Origin of the sequence: Kribbella shirazensis (assembly GCF_011761605.1) — a bacterium.
GTDB classification, from domain to species: domain Bacteria; phylum Actinomycetota; class Actinomycetes; order Propionibacteriales; family Kribbellaceae; genus Kribbella; species Kribbella shirazensis.
This window is the reverse complement of sequence record NZ_JAASRO010000001.1, coordinates 3,210,709-3,233,327: the sequence shown is the minus strand read 5'-3', so window position 1 is coordinate 3,233,327 and position 22,619 is coordinate 3,210,709. Positions and strand designations below refer to the sequence as shown.

23 protein-coding genes are annotated in these 22,619 nt (G+C 68.3%); 13 read left to right on the top strand and 10 right to left on the bottom strand.

The genetic code is table 11. The features are described 5' to 3' along the window. Window positions 1–9 precede the first annotated feature (9 nt). Window positions 10–1,224, bottom strand: a complete 1,215-nt coding sequence (locus BJY22_RS15935; RefSeq protein WP_167207570.1) for an NAD(P)-dependent malic enzyme — start codon at window positions 1,222–1,224, stop codon at window positions 10–12. A 200-nt stretch (window positions 1,225–1,424) separates the two neighbouring features. Here BJY22_RS15935 and BJY22_RS15930 point away from each other — a divergent pair, with 200 nt between their 5' ends. The 5 genes from BJY22_RS15930 to BJY22_RS15910 all read left to right on the top strand — a co-directional run bounded on the left by BJY22_RS15930 (window position 1,425) and on the right by BJY22_RS15910 (window position 5,334). Then, window positions 1,425–2,279: an ABC transporter substrate-binding protein gene (locus BJY22_RS15930; RefSeq protein ID WP_167207568.1), complete on the top strand. Its 855-nt coding sequence runs from the start codon at window positions 1,425–1,427 to the stop codon at window positions 2,277–2,279. Beyond that, window positions 2,276–3,100: an ABC transporter permease subunit gene (locus BJY22_RS15925; protein WP_167207566.1), complete on the top strand. Its 825-nt coding sequence runs from the start codon at window positions 2,276–2,278 to the stop codon at window positions 3,098–3,100. Before BJY22_RS15930 ends, BJY22_RS15925 begins: the two co-directional genes overlap by 4 nt. Further along, window positions 3,100–3,855 carry an ATP-binding cassette domain-containing protein gene (locus tag BJY22_RS15920; protein WP_167207564.1) on the top strand — a complete coding sequence of 252 codons (756 nt, stop codon included), beginning with the start codon at window positions 3,100–3,102 and terminating at the stop codon, window positions 3,853–3,855. The genes BJY22_RS15925 and BJY22_RS15920 overlap by 1 nt, the downstream gene beginning before the upstream one ends. A 224-nt stretch (window positions 3,856–4,079) precedes the next feature. After that, window positions 4,080–4,466 carry an anti-sigma regulatory factor gene (locus tag BJY22_RS15915; RefSeq protein ID WP_167207563.1) on the top strand — a complete coding sequence of 129 codons (387 nt, stop codon included), beginning with the start codon at window positions 4,080–4,082 and terminating at the stop codon, window positions 4,464–4,466. A gap of 76 nt (window positions 4,467–4,542) precedes the next feature. Then, complete coding sequence (locus BJY22_RS15910) at window positions 4,543–5,334, top strand: SigB/SigF/SigG family RNA polymerase sigma factor (RefSeq protein WP_167207561.1); 792 nt, start codon at window positions 4,543–4,545, stop codon at window positions 5,332–5,334. On the opposite strand, the gene BJY22_RS15905 is transcribed toward BJY22_RS15910, so the two are convergent. Next, complete coding sequence (locus BJY22_RS15905) at window positions 5,335–5,748, bottom strand: hypothetical protein (RefSeq protein ID WP_167207559.1); 414 nt, start codon at window positions 5,746–5,748, stop codon at window positions 5,335–5,337. A gap of 424 nt (window positions 5,749–6,172) precedes the next feature. On the opposite strand from BJY22_RS15905, the gene BJY22_RS15900 reads away from it, so the two are divergent. Next, complete coding sequence (locus tag BJY22_RS15900) at window positions 6,173–6,424, top strand: WhiB family transcriptional regulator (RefSeq protein ID WP_130383822.1); 252 nt, start codon at window positions 6,173–6,175, stop codon at window positions 6,422–6,424. Window positions 6,425–6,592: 168 nt separating this feature from the next. Here BJY22_RS15900 and BJY22_RS15895 read toward each other — a convergent pair whose 3' ends face one another. Beyond that, window positions 6,593–8,071 (bottom strand): sensor histidine kinase, encoded by a 1,479-nt coding sequence (locus tag BJY22_RS15895; RefSeq protein WP_337758733.1) that lies wholly within the window; start codon window positions 8,069–8,071, stop codon window positions 6,593–6,595. A gap of 268 nt (window positions 8,072–8,339) precedes the next feature. Here BJY22_RS15895 and BJY22_RS15890 point away from each other — a divergent pair, with 268 nt between their 5' ends. Next, the gene (locus BJY22_RS15890; RefSeq protein WP_167207557.1) at window positions 8,340–9,245 is read left to right on the top strand and encodes a DUF2785 domain-containing protein; all 906 of its coding nucleotides are present in this window, start codon (window positions 8,340–8,342) and stop codon (window positions 9,243–9,245) included. Here the strand turns inward: BJY22_RS15890 and BJY22_RS15885 are convergent. Then, window positions 9,242–10,210: an endonuclease/exonuclease/phosphatase family protein gene (locus tag BJY22_RS15885; protein WP_167207555.1), complete on the bottom strand. Its 969-nt coding sequence runs from the start codon at window positions 10,208–10,210 to the stop codon at window positions 9,242–9,244. The two genes, BJY22_RS15890 and BJY22_RS15885, sit on opposite strands and share 4 nt — an antisense overlap. 83 nt (window positions 10,211–10,293) lie before the next feature. On the opposite strand from BJY22_RS15885, the gene BJY22_RS15880 reads away from it, so the two are divergent. The 3 genes from BJY22_RS15880 (at window position 10,294) to BJY22_RS15870 (ending at window position 12,984) form a co-directional block, all read left to right on the top strand. Further along, a complete protein-coding gene (locus BJY22_RS15880; RefSeq protein ID WP_167207553.1) occupies window positions 10,294–10,569 on the top strand; it encodes a DUF3311 domain-containing protein in 276 nt (91 codons plus the stop codon). Further along, entirely contained in the window at window positions 10,566–12,221 is a 1,656-nt protein-coding gene (gene mctP, locus BJY22_RS15875; RefSeq protein ID WP_475418529.1) for a monocarboxylate uptake permease MctP, read from the top strand. Before BJY22_RS15880 ends, mctP begins: the two co-directional genes overlap by 4 nt. A gap of 115 nt (window positions 12,222–12,336) precedes the next feature. Next, window positions 12,337–12,984 carry a DUF5317 domain-containing protein gene (locus BJY22_RS15870; RefSeq protein WP_337758732.1) on the top strand — a complete coding sequence of 216 codons (648 nt, stop codon included), beginning with the start codon at window positions 12,337–12,339 and terminating at the stop codon, window positions 12,982–12,984. Here the strand turns inward: BJY22_RS15870 and BJY22_RS15865 are convergent. Continuing rightward, window positions 12,946–14,229, bottom strand: a complete 1,284-nt coding sequence (locus BJY22_RS15865) for an HD-GYP domain-containing protein (protein ID WP_167207551.1) — start codon at window positions 14,227–14,229, stop codon at window positions 12,946–12,948. The genes BJY22_RS15870 and BJY22_RS15865 overlap by 39 nt on opposite strands. After that, entirely contained in the window at window positions 14,226–15,581 is a 1,356-nt protein-coding gene (locus tag BJY22_RS15860) for an HD-GYP domain-containing protein (RefSeq protein ID WP_167207549.1), read from the bottom strand. Before BJY22_RS15860 ends, BJY22_RS15865 begins: the two co-directional genes overlap by 4 nt. Window positions 15,582–15,846: 265 nt before the next feature. On the opposite strand from BJY22_RS15860, the gene BJY22_RS43295 reads away from it, so the two are divergent. Continuing rightward, window positions 15,847–15,921 carry a 50S ribosomal protein bL37 gene (locus BJY22_RS43295; RefSeq protein ID WP_369759046.1) on the top strand — a complete coding sequence of 25 codons (75 nt, stop codon included), beginning with the start codon at window positions 15,847–15,849 and terminating at the stop codon, window positions 15,919–15,921. A gap of 304 nt (window positions 15,922–16,225) precedes the next feature. After that, a complete protein-coding gene (locus tag BJY22_RS15855) occupies window positions 16,226–18,709 on the top strand; it encodes a helix-turn-helix domain-containing protein (RefSeq protein ID WP_167207547.1) in 2,484 nt (827 codons plus the stop codon). Window positions 18,710–18,751: 42 nt separating this feature from the next. Here the strand turns inward: BJY22_RS15855 and rsrA are convergent, their stop codons facing one another. From rsrA to BJY22_RS15835, 4 genes are all read right to left on the bottom strand, one after another. Continuing rightward, on the bottom strand, window positions 18,752–19,030 hold the full coding sequence (rsrA, locus tag BJY22_RS15850) for a mycothiol system anti-sigma-R factor (protein WP_167207545.1): 279 nt from the start codon (window positions 19,028–19,030) through the stop codon (window positions 18,752–18,754). Next, window positions 19,027–19,677: a sigma-70 family RNA polymerase sigma factor gene (locus BJY22_RS15845; RefSeq protein WP_167207543.1), complete on the bottom strand. Its 651-nt coding sequence runs from the start codon at window positions 19,675–19,677 to the stop codon at window positions 19,027–19,029. The genes rsrA and BJY22_RS15845 overlap by 4 nt, the downstream gene beginning before the upstream one ends. A 116-nt stretch (window positions 19,678–19,793) precedes the next feature. Continuing rightward, the gene (locus tag BJY22_RS15840) at window positions 19,794–20,435 is read right to left on the bottom strand and encodes an alpha/beta hydrolase family protein (protein WP_167207541.1); all 642 of its coding nucleotides are present in this window, start codon (window positions 20,433–20,435) and stop codon (window positions 19,794–19,796) included. A gap of 213 nt (window positions 20,436–20,648) precedes the next feature. Further along, the gene (locus BJY22_RS15835) at window positions 20,649–21,449 is read right to left on the bottom strand and encodes an SOS response-associated peptidase (protein WP_167207539.1); all 801 of its coding nucleotides are present in this window, start codon (window positions 21,447–21,449) and stop codon (window positions 20,649–20,651) included. A gap of 84 nt (window positions 21,450–21,533) precedes the next feature. On the opposite strand from BJY22_RS15835, the gene BJY22_RS15830 reads away from it, so the two are divergent. Then, on the top strand, window positions 21,534–22,559 hold the full coding sequence (locus BJY22_RS15830) for an ATP-grasp domain-containing protein (RefSeq protein ID WP_202891129.1): 1,026 nt from the start codon (window positions 21,534–21,536) through the stop codon (window positions 22,557–22,559). Window positions 22,560–22,619 lie beyond the last annotated feature (60 nt).

Sequence of the window (22,619 nt, the reverse complement as noted above, 5' to 3'; positions counted from 1 at the left end):
CCTAAGACCTCAGGGCCGGGCGACGCCGTCCGTCACGGCAGCGGCGGCGACGGCGGCCGCGACCGCCGGTGCGACACGCTCGTCGAAGGGCGACGGGATGACGTAGTCCGGGCGGAGGTCGTCCGCCGAGATCAGGCCGGCCAGGGCGTCCGCCGCGGCGAGCTTCATGCCTTCGGTGATGCGGGAGGCGTTGGCGTCGAAGGCGCCGCGGAAGATGCCGGGGAACGCCAGCACGTTGTTGATCTGGTTCGGGAAGTCGGAGCGCCCGGTCGCGACCACCGCGGCGTGCCGGTGCGCGATGTCGGGGTGTACTTCGGGATTCGGGTTCGCCAGCGCGAAGATCATCGCGTCGTCGGCCATCTGCGCGACAGCCTCCTCCGGGACCGTGCCGCCGGACACCCCGAGGAACAGGTCCGCACCGGCCAGCGCGTCGACCAGCCGGCCGGAGATGCCGCCGGTGTTGGTGTCCCGGGCGAGCGACAGCTTCACCGGGTTCAGGTCGGGGCGATCCTCGTGCAGCACGCCCTTGCTGTCCACGACCGCGAGGTCGCCGACGCCCGCCTGCAGCAGGATCCGCGCGCACGCGACCCCGGCCGCGCCGGCGCCCGAGATCACCACGCGGATGTCCTCGATCGGCCTGGGTGTTCCGTTCTGCCCCGTCACCCGCAGCGCGTTGCGCAGGGCGGCGAGCACGACGACCGCCGTACCGTGCTGGTCGTCGTGGAAGACCGGGATGTCGAGGCGCTCCTTGAGCCGGCGCTCGATCTCGAAGCAGCGCGGCGCGGAGATGTCCTCGAGGTTGATGCCGCCGAAGGTCGGCGCCATCCGCGCGACCGTCTCGACGAACTCGTCCACGTCGGTGCAGTCCAACGCGATCGGCACCGAGTCGACGCCGCCGAACTCCTTGAACAGCAGCGCCTTGCCCTCCATCACCGGCAGGGACGCGGCGGGACCGATGTCACCCAGACCGAGTACGGCGGTACCGTCCGTGACGACCGCGACCACGTTGGACTTCCAGGTGTAGCGTCGTACCAAGGACGGATCCTCGGCGATCGCGGTGCAGACCCGGGCCACGCCGGGGGTGTACGCCTTCGACAGGTCGTCGGCGTCGGTGACCTTGATCGAAGACGTCACCTCGATCTTGCCGCCGCGATGCAGGTCGAAGACGGCATCGCCGGCGAACCGGTCAGCGGGAAGGTTGGGCTCAACAGCTTGGGCGACCATGCGGGGACCCTTCGGGGGATTCGAGCGGTACTGAGATAGTGGCGTTCGATGAGGGTGCGTCGAACGGCGCTGTTTCCAGGGGGTCACCCGTCGGTCACGAGTAAACCACAAGGTTCACTGGTCTGCTGTGAGAGGCCCCACATCTCCCCTACGTGTGCCAGGATTCGGGCATTCACAACCCCTGTCGAGGAGAATCCGCGATGAACATCGTCCCCACTCTCCGCAAGCGCCGGGCTCTTGCCCCGGTCGCCGCCGTCGCGCTCGCGTTGTCGCTTACCCTGACCGCCTGTGGCGGCGGCGATTCGGACAGTAGCAGCGGCGGTTCCGAGGACAAGGCGGCCGCGGCCGGCATCACGCTGGTCAAGCCCGGCAAGCTGACCGTCTGCACCCACCTGCCGTACAAGCCGTTCCAGTACAAGGAGGGCACCAAGGTCGTCGGCTTCGACGTCGACCTGCTCGATCTGCTCGCCGCGGACCTCGGCATCGAGCAGGAGGTCGTCAACATCGAGTGGGCGCAGGTCACCTCGGGCGCGGCGTTCCAGGCCAAGAAGTGCGACATGGGCATGGGCGCGATGACCATCACGCCGGAGCGCCAGGCCGCGATCAGCATCACCGAGCCGTACATGGACGCCACCCAGGTGCTGATGGCCAAGAAGGACTCCGGCATCAAGGCGCTGGCCGACCTGCGGGGCAAGAAGCTCGGCGCCCAGGCCGACACCACCGGCAAGAAGTACGCGGACGACAACGCGAAGGCCAACGGCTACACGGTGATCCCGTTCAACGACCTCGCGCTGCAGACCAACAACGTGAAGTCCGGCCGGGTGGACGCCGCGATCAACGACAACGGCGTGCTCTACGACTTCGTCAAGGAGAACCCGGACATGGCCGTGGTCGCCGAGTTCGACACCGGCGAGCAGTACGGCTTCGGCGCGCTCAAGGACGGCAGCGGTCCGAAGGTGGTGGCGAAGTTCAACGAGGTACTGGCCAAGGCGAAGTCGGACGGCAAGTACAACGAGATCTACAAGAAGTGGTTCGGGGTTGAGCCGAAGAAGTGAGCACCTCCACCGACACCGTTGTTGAGCGGAAGGGGCTGAGCCCGCGGCAGCGGGCTCAGCGCTCCCGCTGGATCCAGTACGCGATCCTCGTCGTCCTGGTCGTGGTCGCCGCGTTCACCGCGGACTGGGGCCAGATCGGCAGCGTGTTCTTCAAGCCTGAGTTCATCAAGTCGACGTTCCAGGACGGCGTGCTCCAGGCGCTGGTGAAGACCGTCGAGTACACCGCCGGCGCGTTCGTGATCGGTCTGGCCGGCGGCACGCTGCTGGCGCTGATGAAGCTCAGCCAGGTCGGCCCGTACCGGTGGCTCGCGACCGCCTACATCGAGTTCTTCCGCGGCCTGCCGGCGATCGTGGTGTTCATCGCCTTCAGCCTGCTCCCGCTGGCGTTCCCGGGGATGACGATCCCCTGGGACCCGTACGGCGTGGTGTGGCTGGCGCTCGGGATCGTCGCGTCGGCGTACATGGCCGAGGTGATCCGCGCCGGTATCCAGGCGGTGCCGAAGGGGCAGGTCGAGGCGGCCCGCTCGCTCGGCATGCCGGCCGGGGTGGCGATGCGGAAGATCGTGCTGCCGCAGGCCTTCCGGATCGTGCTGCCGCCGCTGACCAACGACCTGATCCTGCTGGTCAAGGACTCCTCGCTGGTGTTCATGATCGGCGTCGCCGCGGACGGGTACGAGCTCACCGGCTTCGGTCGCGACCTGGCCAACACGTACTCGAACCTGACCCCGATCGTCGTCTGTGGCTTCTGCTACCTGGTGATCACGCTGCCGCTGGGCATCCTGGCCCGCCGGCTCGAGGCACGGACGGCGAGGACGCGCTGATGGCACTGGTCGAGATCAAGAACCTGCACAAGTCCTTCGGCACCAACCACGTCCTGCGCGGTATCGACTTCACCGTCGAGCAGGGCGAGGTGGTGTGCGTCATCGGCCCGTCCGGGTCCGGCAAGTCCACGCTGCTGCGCTGCGTGAACCTGCTGGAGCAGCCGCAGGAAGGACAGGTGATCGTCCGCGGGGAGGACATCACCCACCCGGACTGCCACCTGGACGCGGCCCGGCAGCAGATCGGGATGGTGTTCCAGCAGTTCAACCTGTTCCCGCACCTGTCGGCGCTCGCGAACTGCACGGTTGCCCAGCGCACCGTCCTGAAGCGCTCTGCCGAGGAGGCGGACAGGATCGCCCGGGCGAACCTCGAGCGCGTCGGGCTCGGCGAGAAGATCCTGGCGTACCCGGCGCAGCTGTCGGGCGGCCAGCAGCAACGGGTCGCGATCGCGCGGGCGCTGTCGATGGACCCGGCGCTGATGCTGTTCGACGAGCCGACGTCCGCGCTCGACCCCGAGCTGGTCGGCGACGTGCTCACCGTGATGCGCAAGCTCGCGCTCGACGGGATGACGATGCTCGTCGTCACCCACGAGATGGCGTTCGCGCGCGAGGTCGCGGACCGGGTGGTGTTCATGGACGGCGGCGTGATCGTCGAGCAGGGCCCGCCCGCCGACGTGATCGGCGACCCCAAGGAGGAGCGCACCCGCACCTTCCTCCGCCGGGTCCTCGACCCGACGCACGTCGAGCCCACGCACTAGCCGCGAGACACCGAGCACGAGGCACCGAGCACCGGGCCGGCTACCGGCCCGCTGCCACTTTGTGCACCACATCCGCACGGTTGAGCCCACGCCGTACGGACCTGGTGCACAAAGTGGCGGCAGGTGGCGGCAGGTGGCGGCCAAGTGGCGGGCCGTTCGCCGTGCGGCGCGGGGCTTGAGGTTGGATGATGTACGGCGTGGTGGGTCGAAACGAGGGAGACGACGTGAGCAGCACCGCAGGAGCCGCCGAGGTCCGCCTGAGTATCCCGGCGGACAGTGCGTACGTCGCCGTACCGCGGGCGGTGGTCGGCAATCTCGCGGCCCGCAACGACTTCACCCTGGACGCGATCGACGATCTGCGGATCGCGGTCGACGAGGCGTGCGCGCTCCTGCTGCCGCAGTCCGCGGACGGGGTCCTGGAGTGCGTCTTCGAGATCGCTCCGCCGCAGCTCACGGTGCGCACGAGTGCCGTCGTACCGAACGGCTGGCGGCCGGACACCACGTCGTTCGGCTGGACCGTGCTGACCGCGCTGGTGGAGTCGGCCGCCGCCGAGACGATCGACGGGCGGCTGACGATCAGCATGACGGCTACTGCGACGGAGAGCCTGTGAGCGAGCGTAGCGAGCGAGCCATGGGCAGAGCAGCGTTCTCGCTCACGCCGGAGCCGAGCGCCAGCGAGGCGCAGGCGTGAGCGACGAGCGCACTCTGGGCGAGCCGCAGGAGTCCCCCGATCTGCGCACCCGGACCGCCGAGCTCTTCCAGGAGATGGCGGCCGGTGCGCGCGATCCGGCGTACGCCGCCGCCCGCGACGCCCTGGTCGCGCTGCACATGCCGCTGGTGGAGCATCTGGCCCGCCGGTTCCGCAACCGCGGCGAGCCGTACGACGACCTCGTACAGGTCGCCACGATCGGGTTGATCAAGGCGATCGACCGGTTCGACTCGGAGCGTGGCGTCGAGTTCTCGACGTACGCGACGCCGACGATCCTCGGTGAGATCAAGCGGTACTTCCGGGACAAGGGCTGGGCGATCCGGGTGCCGCGGCGACTGCAGGAGCTGCGGTTGTCGCTGACCGCGGCGACCGCGGAGCTGACCCAGGAGCTCGGCCGCGCGCCGACCGTGGCGGAGTTGTCGGAGCGGCTCGGCCTCTCGCCGGATCTGGTGATCGAGGGCCTGGAGTCCGCGAACGCGTACAACACCCTGTCTCTGGACGCCCCCGATCAGAACGAGACCGACGCGACGACGGTCCTGGACGGTCTCGGCGGCGAGGACGAGGCGCTGGAGAGCGTGGAGTACCGCGAGTCGCTGAAACCGCTGCTGGCCCAGCTCGACACCCGCGAGAAGCGGATCCTGACGCTGCGGTTCTTCCGCGGCATGACGCAGTCCCAGATCGCCGAGGAGATCGGGATCTCGCAGATGCACGTCTCCCGGCTGCTCGCGCGCACCCTGACGGAGCTGCGCGCCGGCCTGCTCAAGGAGTAACTAGAGCACCGGGTGGTCGCCGGAGTCGCCACCGGCCAGTGCGTCGGTGGAGGCCTTCTGGAACACGCAGACCAGTACGGCGAGCGCGAGCACGGCGAGCGCTACGGCGACTGCCTTCGTGCCTCCGCCCCAGAAGCTGTACGCGACCAGGAGCTGGATCAGCTGCGTGAACACCGTCGGTCCGCGGCTCCACCGGGCCGCCTTCCACAGACCACGGAACGCGACGAGGACCAGGCAGGCGCCGTACAGGACGAAGAAGCCCGTGGTGGTCAGCCCGAGGACCAGCCGGGAGCTGTGAATCGTCAAGGCTTCGGCAATTCCGAGAACGACGAGCACGAGCCCTTCCACAGCGACCACTGCCGCGGCTAGCTTGAGCGGTCTCGGGACGGCGGCAACTGGGGAGTCGGTCGGCACTTCGCCAGCTTAGTGCCAGCGTCCCCGGGGGATCTGGGTACGTCGAACGATGCGCGCACCCGATCCGGTGCGCGGGAACCCCAGCCCCACAGGGATTTGAGGTTGTGCGTAACCAATGGGCGGTTGGAACGGTTACCTGCAGTGAACGGGTGCTTGCGGAACGGCCGCTCTGTCCGATAACCGGATGGAGAGAACCACTGCGTGCCAGTTCGGAGTGTTAAGGAAGCGTTGTGATCGGATCGACAACTCCATAACCCTTGTTTCGATCCCCCAAGATTGGGAACATGGTCTCGTTCGTGAATGCGTTCACAACAGGACGCGGCACCAACCCCCGTGCGACACGAACCGACGAATACAGCACCGCTGGCCGGGCACAGACCTACCCGGCAGCATACGTCAACTACTGAGAGAGATGGGATCCGCCATGGATTGGCGCCACCGGGCCGTATGCCTCGACGAGGACCCGGAACTGTTCTTCCCCATCGGTAACACCGGGCCGGCGATCATGCAGATCGAGGAGGCCAAGCAGGTGTGCCGACGCTGCGACGTGCGTGAGCAGTGCCTGGCGTGGGCGCTCGAAGCCGGCCAGGACCACGGTGTCTGGGGCGGCCTGAGCGAGGACGAGCGTCGCGCTCTGAAGCGCCGCAACGCCCGCCAACGCATCCGCACCGCCTGAGCAAGTCCTCTCGAGGCCCCGCGGAACTCCCCGCGGGGCCTTTCGCATTCCCGCCCCACCCCGCCCGATTCGCCTGGCAGGCCAGCGAAACCGGGGGTTCCACACCCATCTCAAGGGTGTAGAACCCCGCATTTGACTGGCGGACCAGCCAAATGCGGGTGGCAGGGGTCAGTCCTTGACCGGGATGTCGAGGGTGACCTGGGCGCCGGGATCGCCGTCGTGGCGGTTGCCGAACTCCAGGGTGCCGTCGAGTTCGCCGATCACCAGGGTGCGGACGATGGACAGGCCGAGATTGCCGGACAGTTCGGAGTCGAAGTTCGTCGGCAGTCCCTTGCCGTTGTCGATCACCTGGATCCGCAGCCGGCCGACGGAGCGCTCGGCGATCAGTTCGATCGTGCCGCTGGCCGCTCCCCCGTCGCGCGCCCCGAACGCGTGCTCCACCGAGTTCTGCATCAGTTCGGTCAGCACCATCGCCAGCGGCGTCGCCACTTCGGAGTCCAGGACCCCGAACGACCCGCTCCGCCGCGTCTCCACCGCGGTCGCGACCGTCGACACGTCCGCGACCATCGCCCCGACCCGGTCGGCCACGTCGTCGAAGTCGACGTGCTCGTCGAACGACTCCGACAACGTCTCGTGGACGATCGCGATCGACCCGACGCGCCGGACCGCCTCGGCCAGCGCGGTCTGTCCTTCCACCACGGTGATCCGCCGGGCCTGCATCCGGAGTAACGCGGCGACCGTCTGCAAGTTGTTCTTGACGCGATGATGAATCTCCCGGATGGTCGCCTCCTTGGTGACCAGCTCCCGTTCCCGGCTGCGCAGCTCCGTCACGTCCCGGAGCAGGATCAGCGCCCCCACGTGCTGCCCGTCGGCGCGCAGCGGGATCGCCCGCAGGAACAGCGTGGCGTCGGAGTTCTCGATCTCGATCTCCTTGGCCGCCCGCCCGGTGACCACGGACGCGAGCACGTCGTCGACCTTGTGCCCGGACTGCAGCAGGTCGGCCGTCACGTCCTTCAGCCGGGATCCGACCAGATCGGTGACGAGGCCCATCCGCCGGTACGCCGACAACGCGTTGGGGCTCGCGAACGTCACCATTCCGTGCCGATCGACACGGATGCAGCCGTCACCGACTCGTGGTGTGGTGGACAGCAGCCGTTCGCCGCCGTACGGGAAGATCCCGTCGGTGATCATCCGGGCCAGATCGGTCGCGCTCTGCAGGTACGCGATCTCCAGGCGGGACGGCGTCCGCACGCCGAGCAGGTTGGTGTTCCGCGCGATCACCGCGATCACCCGGGCACCCCGTCGTACCGGGATGGTCTCGACCCGGACCGGTACGTCGTCGCGCCACTCCGGGTCGCCCTCGCGGCAGATCCGGCCGCCGTCGTACGCCTGGTCCAGCAGGTGCCGGCGGCCGCGCGGGATGAAGCTGCCGACGATGTCGTCCAGGTACGCCGTGGGGCCGGTCGTCGGACGCATCTGCGCACCGGCCCAGAACCCCAGCCCTTCGGTGTCCGGCAGCCAGAGCACCAGGTCGGCGAACGACAGGTCGGCCAGCATCTGCCAGTCGGAGACGAGCAGCTGCAGGCGGTCCAGGTCGGCCTGGTCGAGCGTCGTGTGGTTGCGCGCCACATCGGTCAAAGACGGCACAGCTTGATGCTACCGGGGCTTATGAGGGCGTGTGAGGACGCTGCGCCGTCGCGAGCAGGTGCTCGGCGGAGTGCCTCGGCGCGCTGGAGGGAAGGCCTCGATGTGGTTTCATCGTGGCCTTTCCTCCAGTGCGGCGAGGCGCCCGCCGAGTGCCGCGCAGTAGGCGCAGCGTCCTCACACGCCCTCATACCAGCGACTCGGGTGGTCCGCTCGACAAGAGGGTGTGGGTAGGTGTTGATTGATCAGCGACAGATGAAAGGATGCTCGGGTGGAGTCGACGTACTGGCAGGACGTGATGGCCGCGGACTACGCGGTACCGCACGACCGTACGCTGACCGAACTCACCGAGGAGCTCGTACGCGGCCTGGCGAGCACCAACCCGCAGGTCCGTGACGCCCTGGCCTACCCGACACTCGCCACCTGGCTGGAGCGAGGGGTGTACGACGACCTGCTTCCGGGGTTCGGGGACGGCCTCTGCGCGGGGCTGAACTACGGGCTCGGTGAGGACGGTACCGACACGGTCTTCCGGCGCTCGTTCACCGCGCTGACGCTGGCGGAGGTGATCCACCGCGACAACGCCGAGTTCCTGGTGCACGACGAGGTGGTGATGCGCTGGGGCGACCGGCTGGCCACCTGGTTGCTGCGCGAGCGCGACCTGCGCGGGTACGTCGCGGACTGCGGCTGGGCCCATGCCGTCGCTCACGGCGCCGACGCGATCGGCGCGCTGGCCCGGTCCCGGCACTGCGACGCCGGCGTGCTACGCGCGCTGCTCGACGTGCTCGCGGACCGGATCGTCAAGGACACGCCGTACCGCTGGGTGCACGAGGAGCACGACCGGGTCGCCCACGCGGTGATGACGGTCCTGCACCGGAACATGCTGACCAGCGACGAGCTCGAGCGCTGGCTGAAGCCGATCGCGGCGACCGCGGCGCAGCAGCCGTTGATGCACGAGACGCTGCCGGAGTGGCCGACGCCGCCGGTGTTCAACGCCCGCGGGGTCCTGCACGTCCTGCTCAGCCAGCTCGCGATCGGCGTGAAGGGATTCCCGATCCCCGGTGACGACGAGCTGTTCGGCCGCCCGATCGAGGCGCGCGCCGACCTGCTGCTGATGCTGACCGAGGCCGTGCAGTCGTCGCAGCCGTACATCTACCGACCGGCGGCCAATCCCTCCTAGGGCAGTACGGCGACCGTCGCGACCACGGCCCGGTGATCGGTGCCGCGGATCGGGTACGTCGTGAAGCGTCGCGGCTGGAGCTGCCGTGACACCACCACGTGGTCGATCTGCGTGCGTAGTACTGCCGGCTGATCGGCCGGCCAGGTCCCCTGCAGACCGCCGCCGACGGCCGGGCCGACGCTGCGGCAGTAACCGCCCAAGGCGTGCCGGAAGTCCGCGTGGTCGACGGTCGCGTTGAAGTCACCCGCGACGACCATCGGCGGATTCTGGGCACACCACTGCCGTACCTTCTGCAGATCCTTCTTCCAGGTCGTCACCGCGTCCGGCAGCGGCGGGTAGCCGTGGTACGCGATCAGCCGGATCGGGCCGAGGTTCCCACCCGTCACGACGACGGTGCCGAACGTCGTCCCCGGCTCGGACGCGAACGCCACGTCACCGAGGGCCGCCGAGACCAGCACGCTCGTCGCGCTCGGTACCGCCCGGCTCGGCTGGGTCGTGAAGCCCTTGTACTGCTGGTCCTGCAGTTGCGCGCGGATCTCCTCACGGACGTCGACCTGTGCCTCCGGCAACGACACCAGATCCGGCTTGCGCTCGCGGATCACCTCGGCCACGTCCGCGGCCCGGGCACCGCCGCCGAGCACGTTGGCGACCATGATGGTCAGCTCGCGGGCCCCGTCCGGTGCCGGTCGCGCGGCGGAGAGCTCGCGTGGCACGGTCAGCGCGACCCCGATCAGCCCCAGTACGCCGATCAGGGCCGCGGCGATCCGCCAGCCCCGGCGTACCAGCATCAGCAGCGCCAGGGCGAGGACGACGACCAGAATCTGCGGGCGGAAGGCGGCGAGCTGCGTGAGCGGCGTCAGCTCGTCCAGCCCGAACAGCTCCGGATACAACGGCACGGCAACGATGAGCAGGAACAGCACGGACAGTACGACGCGCCGTACGAACCATGCCTTTTCGTTATCCATGCACCAACCTGTTTGGTCTAGTGGCCAGTCCGGTCGAACGGTAGCGTGCTCCGTTGCGCCTGTGTGTCCCGAGGAGGTTTGCAGTGTCCCGATTATCCGCGGTCAGACCCGCGTACTGGATCTCCGGCGTACTGCTGGCGATCGCGGTCGTCGTACCGCTCCTGGTCTCCACGTATGCCAAGGACGAGCCTCGGCTGTGGGGATTCCCCTTCTTCTACTGGTACCAGTTCTTGTGGGTGTTCTTGTCGGCGATCCTGGTGAGCATCTGCTACTGGCTGGTGATCACCGAGGAGCGCAAGCGCCGGGCCGCGCAGGGACTTGGTGACCCTGATCGGCCGGAGACGGAGGCGGACCGGTGAACACCACGGTGGACTGGATCCAGCTGATCATCGTCGTGGTGATCTTCGCCGCGGTCACGGTGATGGGCTTCATGGCGGCCCGGTGGCGAAGTACCGGCCGCCTCGACAACCTGGACGAGTGGGGCCTGGGCGGCCGCGGGTTCGGCACGTTCATCACCTGGTTCCTGCTCGGCGGCGACCTCTACACCGCGTACACGTTCGTCGCCGTACCGGCCGCGATGTACGCGACCGGGGCGATCAGCGGGTTCTTCGCGGTGCCGTACACGATTGTGGTCTACCCGATCATCTTCGTGTTCATGTCGCGACTGTGGTCGGTGTCGCACCGACACGGCTACGTGACGCCGGCGGACTTCGTCGGCGGCCGGTACGGCAGCCGGGCACTGTCCCTGGCGATCGCGGTCACGGGCATCCTCGCGACCATGCCGTACATCGCCTTGCAGCTCGTGGGTATGCAGGCCGTGTTCGAGACGATGGGCCTCGGCGGCGACAGCCTGCTCGAGAAGGACCTGCCGCTGCTGATCGCATTCGCGGTCCTCGCGGCGTACACCTACTCGTCGGGTCTGCGGGCGCCGGCGATGATCGCGTTCGTCAAGGACGGCCTGATCTACCTGGTGATCGCGGTCGCGATCTTCTACCTGCCGCATGTACTCGGCGGCTGGGACGCGATCTTCGGTGCGGCCCAGGAGAAGCTGACCAAGACCAACCCGGCCACGGGTAAGCCGGTCGGCGCGTTCATCCCCGGTGAGTCGGGCTACTCGGCGTACTGGACGCTGGCGCTGGGATCCGCGATGGCGCTGTTCATGTACCCGCACTCGGTGACCGCGGTGCTGTCGACGAAGAACCGCAACATCGTCCGGCGGAACGCCGCGATCCTGCCGGCGTACTCGCTGCTGCTCGGTCTGCTGGCCCTGCTCGGCTTCATGGCGATCAAGGCGAACGTGAACGTCACCGGCCTGGACGGCCTGGCCAACCCGCAGCTGGCGATCCCGCGGCTGTTCGACCAGGAGTTCCCGTCGTGGTTCGCGGGCATCGCGTTCGCGGCGATCGCGGTCGGCGCGCTGGTGCCGGCGGCAATCATGTCGATCGCGGCGGCCAACCTGTTCACCCGCAACATCTACCGCGACTTCCTCAAGCCGGACGCGACACCGGCGCAGGAGGCGAAGGCCTCCAAGCTGGCGTCGCTGGTGGTGAAGGTCGGCGCGCTGGCGTTCGTTCTCATGCTCGACAAGACGCTCGCGCTGAACTTCCAGCTCCTGGGCGGGATCTGGATCCTGCAGACCTTCCCGGCGATCGTGGTCGGCCTGTACACCCGGTGGTTCCACCGCTGGGCGCTGCTGGCCGGCTGGGCGGTGGCGATGGTGTTCGGCACCCTCGAGGCCTACAACGTGATCAACCCGGCGACGAAGAAGCACTTCGGCGGCTCGCTGGCGAACATCCCGTTCACGGATACGCAGTCCTACATCGCGCTGACCGCCTTCGGGCTGAACCTGATCGTGGTCGTGGCGCTGACGGTGGTCTTCCGGGCGCTCAAGGTGCCGGACGGCCAGGATTCCACGCACCCGACGGACTACGTCGCCGACCGCGGCGACCCGGGTGTGAAGGACCTGCCGGAGATCATCGACGAGGGCGGGGCGGCGACAGCGAAGTCCTGAATCACGCTGACGGCGGTCCGGGATCCCGGGCCGCCGTCACTTTTTGCGGTTAAATCGACACGCTGCGGGATCAGCTTGCCCGGTTTCGGGCCGTTGATTCGGCAGAATCTCCTGCGTGCTGCTGGTCCTCCTCGTCATGGTGCTCGCCGCCGCGGCGGCGCTCGCGACCGGCGGACGTTTCGGGCAGCTGGCCGACAACACATTGACCGGCGTGCACTGGCTGGCCGCGGCCGCGATCGGGCAGCTGCTCGGGTCGCTTTTCGGCGGTACGGCGTACCCGGTCGGGCTGATCGGGTCGGCGGTCTGCATCGCGGTGTTCCTGCGGATGAACCTGCGGCATCCCGGCGTCGGCCTGCTGGCTTTGGGGTTCTTCGGCAACGCGGTCGTCGTCGCACTGAACGGTGCGATGCCGGTGTCGCTGCGGGCCCTGGAGCGCGCGGGCGTCGGCGACGCGATGGTGACCGATCCGCGGCACGAGATCTCCGACGCCGCGACGCGGCTGCCGTGGCTCGGGGACGTCGTACCGGTGGCACTTCCCGGGCTGGGCCAGGCCGTCAGCCCAGGCGACGTACTGATCGCCGCCGGCGCCGGTCTGCTGCTGTACGCCGGTATGGGCGCCTCCGGCCGGGTACCTGCGACGTGCGCGCCGCTGTGGGACGACCTCGAGCCGTGCGCCGGTACGCCGGCCCTGCTGCACCTGTCCCCTGAGGCCGGTCGCGAACTGTCAGAACCTGAAGCCGCGCCCGACGATGCGGCGCAGTGACGCCACCACCACGGGGTCGTACTCCGCACCGATCCCCAGCCCGATCGACTCCATCGCCTTGTCCGGCGTCTGCCCCGACCCTTCCCCCACGAGCTGCTCGTAGGCCAGGGCGACGTTCACGATCCCGCTCTCCACCGGAATCCCCGGATTGTTCGCCCGCCCGTGCCGGTACGGATCGTTGGAGTGCCGCACGATCTCCGCCACATGATCCAGCACCCCCGACCGCTCGATCACCGAAGCCCCGATCTCCGCCGCCCGCTGCCGCTCCTCCCGGGTCCGCAACAACGAAGCCCCACCCGGACTGGGATCCGCCAACGCCAGCTGCCCCACCCCCGACAACAAGGCCGCATACTCCAACGCCTCCATCCGCGCCGGCGTCAACCCCAGATCATGCCCGATAGCCACCGCGAGCTGCGCGGTCCGCGCGTTCTGCCCCGGACTACTGAACCCAGCAATCTCCGTACTCCGAGCCATCGACCGCACCGTACTCCGATACGTCCGCTGCGCCGACGAGTAACGCCGAAACGCGAACTGTGTAAAGAGCAATGGCACGAGCACCAGCGGTGGGGCCCAGAGACCGACAAGAGACGTTCCGGCGGCAAGCAGCATGCCGCTGATCGCCATTGCCATCCCGATGCGGGCCGTGACACCCAGCTCGTCGCGCAACGCCGCGGGGAACGGCTTGCCGTACCGCTCGGTCGCTTGACCTGCTCCGACGATCGCGTCGAGCCCCGCGGCGCAGGAGACCGCAAGCAGCATCGCGCCTCCCAGCGGCAGCGCGTGTGCCACGGAACCGTTCCAGGACAGGCTGTTCGGCACGATCGCCGCGAAGACCACCGCCGCCGCGCCGACCGAGAGGAGCCGCCGCGACGATACGACCGCGTCCCACCAGAGGCCCGCGACGATTCGTGGCAGCACGCCGATGGCGGTCGCCACGGCCGCGACAGCGACGATCTGTGCGACTTCCGGTGGGACCGAAACCTCCGGACCGCGCAGCAGGCAGTAACCCAACGCAGCGCTGGTGGCGATCGGAGCCCGATTCCGCGTCATGTCGACGCGAAACTGAACCATCTCGCCGACCGCGATCAGGACCCCGAAGGTGAGCGCGAAAGGCCACCCCGTGACGCCACGATGAGCCGTCATGGCGAGCGCCATGACACCGAGCGCGGCACCCGCGATCAGAATCACCACTCCGCTGCCGGACCCGCGGAACTCCAGGCCCTCGGTCTCACCGGGGACGGTCATGCCGGTCCGGCCGCCGACCCGCTGGCGCCGCCACCACTGCCGAGGCTCAGGTCGTCGTGATCGATCGGCGCCTCGAGCTCGGCGTTCGGCGCCGGCTGCTCGGCCGCGGCGGGAGTCCAGCCGTCGCGCCTGATCACCTCTACGAACTCGTCCACGAGCTCTGGGTCGAAGTGTGTGTAGCGGTCCTGCAGCAGGATCGCGACGGTCTCGTCGACGGTCCGGGCCGGCCGGTAAGACCGCGTCGAGGTCAGGGAGTCGAACGCGTCGACGATCCCGATGATCCGGGCGAAGTACGGGATGTTGGTGCCACTGAGTCCGGCCGGATAACCCGTTCCGTCGTACTTCTCGTGGTGATGGAGAACAGCAGACTTCACTTCCTCGAGGAACGGGATGTTCCCGATCAACTCGACACCGCGTGCCGGGTGCAGCCGGATCGCGTCCATCTCGGAGTCGTCCAGACGCCCCGGTTTACGAATAATGCTGGTCGGTACGCCGACCTTACCGACGTCGTGCAACAGCCCGGCGTGCTCGAGCGCCTGCTGCCGGTCCTCCGGCAGTTGCAGCTGCCGTCCGAGCATGCCGACGCCTTCACTCACCCGCTCGGAATGACCACGGGTGTAGAGGTCTTTTGTCTCGATCACCTGGATGAAGGCCCGCAGCGTCGCCGCCTGCGCCTTGCGCTCGGCCTCGTACTGCGAGAGCGCCCACCGGGCGACCAGGAGGGGGCCGAGGATCAGCACTCCGGCGAGGATGTTCAATCCACCAATCCAGATGATGCCCATCGAGAGACCGAGCAGACCGTAGCCCAGAACCGGCACGGCGGTCGTCCGGACGACGTGCCGGAGGAACTCCTTCACTCCACTCGGACCCCGTTCGAGGCCGAGCACCATCGAGATCAGGAGGGCATTCACGAGTTGCAGCGCGATGCTGGCAACGGTTGTCGCCACGATGGCATCGGGAATCCGGCGCAGTACCTCATCTCCCACAGGGCCACCCAGGGCGGCGTACGCGATCGCGCCGCCGCCGGCGGACAACACACGTTGAGCGCTGTTGAAGATACGTTTGATGGCCGGCGCGGGCGCCTGGACGAGAGAACCCGCTGCGGCGACCACGACAGCGGCCTCAGGTCCGGCAATGACGTATACCGCAACAAGTACGACGGATACCAGTTCGATCTGCCGTTGCGTGTGGACAGATCGGAGCGAACTGGCAACGAGAGCGACCAGGCACAGCCCGGCCACGACAAGGGGGTCATGGGTTGCGGAGACGGCCAGGCCCAGCGCGATCAGAGCAGCAGCCGCTGTCACCGAGACAACGAGCCGCAGCGTCCTGACCCGAGGGCGCCACGTCATCTCATGCCCTCCACGACAGAAGGTTCACCAGTCCCAGACGTCGCCGGTCATCATACGTCACCTCCGATCAGCGGTCGCAGTCTTACGCCCGGTGATCTGCCGGACGTAGGGGGGCAGACAGCTCTTCGCTGACTCGTCTGAATTTTGCTCATCAGGCCTGCGCCGAAACACTGTAAGCCCAACCGTGACCCGCCGCAGGACGTGAGGAACCGGGAGTGGTATGAGAGACTGTGACTCTTTGCAGTTGTTTCAAGGAGGCTTAGAAATGGGAAAGACCGGCCGGAAGCGCCGTGCACGCAAGAAGAAGGGCGCGAACCACGGCAAGCGCCCGAACGCCTGAACGAAGGCGGCTACAGACAGCGAGGACCTCGGAGAAATCCGGGGTCTTTGCGATTTGGTCACAGCTTTACAGCAGACCACCTATAACAGAGGTTCTGTATTCGGAGAGTCCCCGGTCGCATACTGAATGCTATCTTTCAAACGATCGTTGGGCATTCGGTGACCAACTCCCCCGTACGACGGCACCCATCCGGCCGCGCACCCGCAGACCTGTGGACAACGACGTACGGTGGTCGGCGGATCCCTCTAGAGTTAGGCCCGCAAGTTTCCGGTACTGACCGATATCGGGCCTGGATCCGAGGAGGGTGAGCACGTTGAGCGAGCCGGCCGCGCCGACGCTGAGCGAGCTCCTCCGTACCTTCCGTACCCGCGCCGGACTCACCCAGGCCGCCCTCGCCGAGAAGGCCGGCCTCAGCGAACAAGCCATCAGCGTCCTCGAACGCGGCACCCGCAGCCGCCCGCGCCAGGACACCGTCCGCTCACTCACCACGGCCCTCGGCCTGTCGCCCACCGAAGCCACTCAGTTCCTGTCCGTTGCCCGCAGCAAGAGCGGGTCCACACCCGCCCGCGTGACCGGGCAACAACCGGCCGCGGACCGGTACCCGATGCCATGGCAGCTTCCGCCCGCGGCACCGGACTTCACCGGCCGCAGTGCCCAGATGGACGCAATACTTGCCGTTCTGCGCGCTCCGGCGGACGGCGACAGCGGCGCCGTCGGCGTGGTTGCCATCACCGGGATGGGCGGCATCGGCAAGACCACTCTGGCCGTGCAGGCCGCACACAAGCTGGCCGACAGCTATCCCGACGGTCATCTCTATCTGAACCTCCGCGGGTACGGCCCGGGTGATCCGATGGCCACCGCCGACGCGCACCGGCACCTGTTGCGCTCTCTCGGGGTCGATCTGCAGCTGATTCCGGAGGACGTCGAGGAATCTACCGCACTGCTGCGTTCCCAGTTGGCCGGTCGCCGGGTTCTGATGGTTCTCGACAACGCCACGGACGCGGCCCACGTGCTGCCGTTGCTCCCTGGGCGTGCGGGATCCGCGGCGATCGTGACCAGTCGTGGGTCCTTGGTGAACCTGCCGGGCGCGCGGCAGATCCGCCTCGACGCGTTGTCGAAGAGCGAATCGCTCGAGCTGCTCACGGAGGTCATCGGCCCGGCACGCGTCGCCGCGGAACCCGCCGCGACCGAGGTGCTGGCGACGTTCTCCGGACGGTTGCCACTGGCCGTCCGGCTCATCGGCGGGCGGCTCGCTACCCGGCCGACGTGGCCTGTCCAGCACTTCGTGGATCTGTTGCAGGACGAGGAACGCCGCCTCGACAGCCTCGGCTCCGACGAGAACGGCGTCCGGGCCAGCATCGCCAGCTCGGTGCGCTTCCTCGAGACCAGCGACCGCGAGCTCGACCGGCAGGCCGCCGGAGCACTCCCGCTGCTGGCCGTGCCGGACGGCTCCGACCTGATCACGGCCGTCGCCGCCGCGCTGCTCGAGCTTCCGCTGCGCCGGGCGACCGCGATCCTCGAGCGACTCGTCGACCTCAACCTGCTCGAGTCCGTTGCCCCGTCGCGCTATCGGTTCCACGACCTGATCCGCGCGTACGGACGAGAGGTCGCCGACGAGACCCTCGCGTCGGCCGAGCGTGACCAGATCTTGGCCCGGGTCCTCCGGCTGTACACCGAGATGGGATGGATCTCGCAAGCCCTGACACATCCGACCAGCCCACGGCTGCCGCTGGCAACTGTCGGGAGCCGCGGGCTCCTTCCGACTTTCAGCGACCGTGAACTTGCCCTGCGCTGGATCGACGCAGAGCAACGCAACTTAGTGGACCGCTTCCGGCAGGCACGACAGTCCAGCCTGGCGGATCACGTGCTTCTTGCGGAGCTGACGCTGGCGTTGTTCGGCTATCACGAGTCGCGGCGACGCTGGCAGGAAATGCGCGAATTCGTGGTCGGAGCGGTCGAGCTCGCACAGCAGCACGGGCGGCCAGGAACGGCTGCCTGGCTACAGCACGACAGCGCCATCCCGGACGCCGAGAGCGGTGCAACCAGCGCGGCCATCGAGCGGATCATGGTGGCTCTGGAGATGTTCCAGGAGATCGACGACAGGTTCGGTCAGGCGCGGTCCTGCTCGTCGCTGGCTTACCTGCTCGGCTTCCAGGAACGTATCGACGAGGCGCTGGAGTACGGCCGCACCGCCCTCACCCTCAGCCGCGCGATCAAGGACACGACGCTGGAAGGCGTCGCCCTGACGGCGGTCGGCGGCCTCTACGATCGCACCGGGGAGTTCGCGCGGGCCGACGAAGCGTTTGCCCAGGGCATCGCCCTTGCCGAGCGGGCGGATGACACACGGGCGGTTTTCAAGCGAAACCTCAACGCCGCCTTCGCCCACGTGCAGGTCGGACGCCATGCGGATGCCGTGGTGCTCGGGTTGCGCGCACTGCGCGTGGTGGAGCAGGCCGGGGACGCCACGTTCCAGGGCGAGAGCAACCATCTGCTGGCGATCGCCTACGCCGCGCAAGGCCACTACGACAGCGCCGCAGAGCACATCGAACGGGGCCTACTGGCGGCGCGGACAGCCCGCGATGCCGAGCGCGAAGGCCGGTTGTACGTCGAACTCGCGAAAATCAGTGCTGCCCGTGGCGAACACGGCCTGGCCGTCGACCAGTTGAACACCGCGCTGCCCCTGCTCAGGAATGCGTCGGAGGTTTACTTCGCCGACGCCCGCGACCTTCTCGAGAAACTCGGTCGCGGCGAATTCGAGCGCTACGAGTTCGCTGCGCACTCGATCTGACCCGCACCGTCACCGGGCATCCGATTTGATCAAATCGGGGATTCAGTCGGGGGTGGTGATTGTGGTTTCTACCTGGATTTGGGTCAGGCGGAGGAGGATTTTCTGGCGGAGGGCGTCGGGGGCGTGGTCGGAGCCGCAGGAGCGGTGGACCAGGTTTTTGACGCAGCGTTCCAGGTCGTACTCGTCGAGGCAGGGGGCGCACTCTTCGAGGTGCTGGCGGATCTCCTCGGAACTGGCGTCCTCGAGCTCGTTGTCGATGAAGACGTACACCCGCTGCAGGATCTCTCCGCAGTCGACGTCGTGGGGCTCGCCGCAGCTCACGACTCCTCCTTCTCCACTGCTCCGCCGGTGATCGACGGGGCGGCGTCCGTACTCTCGTCCGGCGCCGGGATCAGACCGCGGTCCCGTGCGTAGTCGCCGAGCAGGTCACGCAGCTGCCGCCGGCCGCGATGCAGCCGCGACATCACGGTGCCGACCGGTGTGCCCATGATGTCGGCGATCTCCTTGTAGGCAAAGCCCTCGACGTCGGCGAGGTACACGGCCAGCCGGAAGTCCTCCGGGATGGCCTGCAGCGCCTCCTTGACGTCGGAGTCGGGCAGGTGCTCGAGCGCGACCGCCTCGGCCGACTTCAGCCCGCCGGGAGTGTGCGACTCGGCGGCGGTGAGCTGCCAGTCCTCGATCTCCTCGGTCGGCGACTGCGTCGGCTGGCGCTGCCGCTTGCGGTATCCGTTGATGAAGGTGTTGGTCAGGATCCGGTACAGCCACGCCTTCAGGTTGGTGCCCGGCGTGAACTGGTGGAACGAGCTGTACGCCTTCGCGAAGGTGTCCTGCACCAGGTCCTCGGCGTCCGACGGATTACGGGTCATCCGCATCGCCGCGGCGTACATCTGGTCCAGGAAAGGCAGCGCCTCGCGCTCGAAGCGCGCGGTCCGCTGCTCGGGTGTCTCGGTGGTGGTGGGAGTCGGCATCGTGATCGAGAATACCGGGGTCTTCCCGGTCGTCCGCGCCGGAGCCTCTCTCGTCGCCATCATGTTCGTCACAACACGCCCGGCCGCGGGGGCATTCCCACCGCGCCGGCCGGTCGCTATCCGGACACCTCGCGGCTGACCCATTCGAACACAGCTTCGACCAGCAGGTCGTACGTCTCCTGCTGATCGAGCTCGGCACGCTTCGGGACCTTGAAGGAATGGTCGGCGTCCGGCACCACCGCCATCTCGGTCAGCGGCGGGAACTCCTCCGGCGTACCGAACGGATCCCGCTCCCCCTGGACGACCAGCGTCGGCAGCCCGGCCCCCTGCAGCTCGTCGACGCGGGACTTCTCCGGCTTGCCGGGCGCATGCAGCGGAAACGCCATTGCCAGTACGCCGGACGCGCCCAAGCGGCTCGCGGTACGGCAGGCGACGCGGGCGCCGGCGCTCCGCCCGCCGATCACCAGCGGCGTACGCACCCGCAGCTGCCCGATGATCGCGATCCAGGCCTCGTCGAGCACCTTCGGCGCCGGCGCGAGCTTGCGGCCGGCCCGGCGCCACGGCTGTTCGATCAGGAAGACGTTGATGTCCTGTTTCGGCAGGCGCGCGGCCAGCGCGGCCAGATCGCCGGACTCGATCCCGGCCCCGGCCCCATGACCGAGCGCCAGCGTCGCCACCGGGCGGCGGGCGCGATGCGCCAGGATCCGTGCCTCTCCGTGCGGCGTCCCCACAATCCGTTCGTCGGTCACCCGCCCCATCCTGTCATCCCCGGCCCCTCGGAAACCGCACCACGCACACGGTGCGTCGGCCGCCGAGCCTCCGACTCGCCCAACACGGCGCGCTGCCCGGGGAACCACCGGGTGGGTTGACGTCCGAGATGCAGGGTTTGCCAGCCAGATCCGGGTCGTGAACCCTGCATCTCGGACGCCCACCCAGCAGATGCGGGAGGAGGGCGCCGGGCGGGGACAGGCCTAGAAGAGGGTGGTTTCGTCGGGCGCTGGCGGGCGCTCCGTCGGATCGGCGCCGTCCGGGGGCAGGGGGTCGAGGAGGTGCGGGCCGTTGTTCTTGACCGAGCTGACCGCCTTCGAGACGGCGTATGCCTCGAGACGACCCGGGGAGGCCGGGACCAGGAGCTCGAGGAGGTCGTCGGTGTTCGAGGACAGGGGGTCGAGCCAGGCGTCGTACCGCTCGCGTTCGACCAGCAGCGGCATCCGGTCGTGGATCCGGCCGAGGTCGTCGGTGGCTGAGGTGGTCAGCACCGTGCAGGTCCACAGCCAGGCGTCGTCCCGCTCGGGGTCCTCGACCGACTTGTCCCTCCAGATCTCGTACAGCCCGGCCATCGCCAGGACGCTGCCGTCCGGCGGGTGGATGAAGTACGGCTGCTTGACCGGCTTGCCGTTCACCTTCTCCTCGGCGGTGTACCACTCGTAGTAACCGTCGGCGGGCAGGATGCAGCGCCGGGTGGCGAACGCCTTCTTGAACGCCGGCTTCTCGGCGACGGTCTCCATCCGGGCGTTGATCAGCCGGTTCCCGATCGAGGGGTCCTTGGCCCAGGACGGCACCAGGCCCCACTTCACCGTGGTCAGCTTCCGGATCGTCGCGTCGGGCTGCTCGCGGTTCTTCCGCTCGACCACGGCGACCACCTGTTTGGTCGGCGCGACGTTGTAGTCCGGTTCGAGCTCCTCGACCGACTCACGGACGTTGCCCGCCTCGATCTCGAACTCCTCGACAAGGTCGGACGGGGCCCGGCTGGACGCATACCTACCGCACATACCCACAGCCTATGACTCGGAGCGAACTTCATGCGGTCTCCCGCTGTCCAACCGCCAGGCGGAACGACAGAAGGAGAGAACAGCGTGCGAGTCGCGGTGCTGTGCGGTGGTGAGAGTTCGGAGCGGGACGTCTCACGCTCGTCGGGCTGGGCGGTTGCCGAGGCGCTGGCCGGGCGGGGCCACGACGTGGTGCTGATCGATCCGGCCGCGGAGGTGCCGGTGCTGGCCGATCCTGTGCCGGCCGGCCGTTCCGTCGTCCGTGTGCCGAAGGAGCCGCCGGCACAGGCCGACCGCGCTCTGCTGGGACAGCGCATGTACGCCGCATTGACCGGCGGACCCGTCCTGGAGCAACTCCGGCGAGCCGATCGGGTCTTCATCGCGCTGCACGGCGGCTGGGGAGAAGACGGACACGTGCAGGCGCTGCTCGAGCTGGCGGGCATCCCGTTCACGGGGGCGGGCCACGATGTCTGCGCCGTTGCCTGGCACAAAGGTCGTGCCCAGGCAGTGCTGGAGGCCGCCGGAGTACCGGTGCCGCCGCGGGTGCTCTACAACCGCGCCGAGCAACCGGAGCCGCCGACCGAGCTCAAGCAAGTGCTGGAGAGCGGGCCGGTCGTGGTGAAGCCGGTGGCCGAAGGATCCAGCGTCGCCGTCCGCAAGGTCGACTCACTGGACGAGGTGCGCGCCGACGACGAGGTGCTCGTCGAGCCGTTCCTGAGTGGCCGCGAGTTCACCGTCGCAGTGATCGGTATGACGACCCTTCCCGTGGTCGAGATCGAACTCACCACAGCCCTGTTCGACTACGAGGCGAAGTACCAGCCGGGTGCGGTACGGGAGGTCAGCCCCGCCGAGATCCCCACACACTTCGCCGAGCGGTTGCAGGACCTCGCGATCCGGGCGCATCGAGCCCTCGGGTTCGGTACGACGTACTCCCGGGTCGACTTCCGCTGCGACAGCGCCGGTACGCCGTACTGCCTGGAGGTGAACGCGCTGCCCGGACTCACCCCCGGCAGCCTCGTCCCGGTCGCCGCGAAAGGCGCGGGGCTGAGCTACGACGAACTCGTGGAACGGTTGCTGACAGCAAGCGGCGGCGGATCGCCCACCCCGTGTTAGGCGATCCACCGCCGGTCTGATGCGCCCGGGCGCCCCCCTGTAGGCGTCCGGACGCAGGTC

Excerpts from the sequence above, each read along its gene's own strand:
- BJY22_RS15935 (WP_167207570.1), bottom strand. The coding sequence starts at position 1,224 with ATGGTCGCCCAAGCTGTTGAGCCCAACCTTCCCGCTGACCGGTTCGCC.
- BJY22_RS15930 (WP_167207568.1), top strand. The coding sequence starts at position 1,425 with ATGAACATCGTCCCCACTCTCCGCAAGCGCCGGGCTCTTGCCCCGGTC.
- BJY22_RS15920 (WP_167207564.1), top strand. The coding sequence starts at position 3,100 with ATGGCACTGGTCGAGATCAAGAACCTGCACAAGTCCTTCGGCACCAAC.
- BJY22_RS15900 (WP_130383822.1), top strand. The coding sequence starts at position 6,173 with ATGGATTGGCGCCACCGGGCCGTATGCCTCGACGAGGACCCGGAACTG.
- BJY22_RS15885 (WP_167207555.1), bottom strand. The coding sequence starts at position 10,210 with ATGGATAACGAAAAGGCATGGTTCGTACGGCGCGTCGTACTGTCCGTG.
- BJY22_RS15865 (WP_167207551.1), bottom strand. The coding sequence starts at position 14,229 with ATGACCGTCCCCGGTGAGACCGAGGGCCTGGAGTTCCGCGGGTCCGGC.
- BJY22_RS15860 (WP_167207549.1), bottom strand. The coding sequence starts at position 15,581 with ATGACGTGGCGCCCTCGGGTCAGGACGCTGCGGCTCGTTGTCTCGGTG.
- BJY22_RS15845 (WP_167207543.1), bottom strand. The coding sequence starts at position 19,677 with ATGCCGACTCCCACCACCACCGAGACACCCGAGCAGCGGACCGCGCGC.
- BJY22_RS15840 (WP_167207541.1), bottom strand. The coding sequence starts at position 20,435 with ATGGGGCGGGTGACCGACGAACGGATTGTGGGGACGCCGCACGGAGAG.
- BJY22_RS15835 (WP_167207539.1), bottom strand. The coding sequence starts at position 21,449 with ATGTGCGGTAGGTATGCGTCCAGCCGGGCCCCGTCCGACCTTGTCGAG.